Annotated in this window: 1 protein-coding gene; it reads left to right on the top strand. The window is 59.6% G+C overall.

Going from position 1 to position 458, the window contains the following annotated elements; translation table 11 throughout:
* Positions 1–458, top strand: a 458-nt coding sequence (locus Q4563_RS16085) for a hypothetical protein (protein WP_303605189.1), incomplete at both ends; no start/stop codon positions are given.

Below are 458 nucleotides of genomic sequence, written 5' to 3'. Positions count from 1 at the left end.
ATGGGGCATTGATCACGCCGGCCGCAATGGGAATACGGCGCAAGGGCAAAGACCTGGAGATCGAGGTGGATGGTGATGTGGTGGCGCGCATCGACGACTTCTTTGTGACTCCCGGGTTTGGGGGGCTGGTACTGTCACCCGAAGCTGAGCCGGGCAGAATGATCCGGATGGAGGTGCTGTCAGAGCAGGAACTGGCGGGCAGCAGCGAGTCTTATATTGTCGTGGAAGAGCCGGTTCACTGGTTCGCGGGCGCATCAGGGGCGTCAGCAGAAAGCGGCACGTCCGATTGGGGCTGGATCGCAGCGACATTGGGTATAGTCGGAGCAATCACCCTGTATACCTTGTCCGATCGTTCCCGTGATAATAACGATGACGACAACTCCAGCCAGATAACCGTCAGCCCGGTCGCGGGCGTATTTGATTCAGCGGCCACCGTCGACGTCTATGACGCCCAGGGC

This window comes from Gilvimarinus sp. 1_MG-2023 (assembly GCF_030548285.1).
This window is presented reverse-complemented; position numbering and strand designations above follow the sequence as displayed.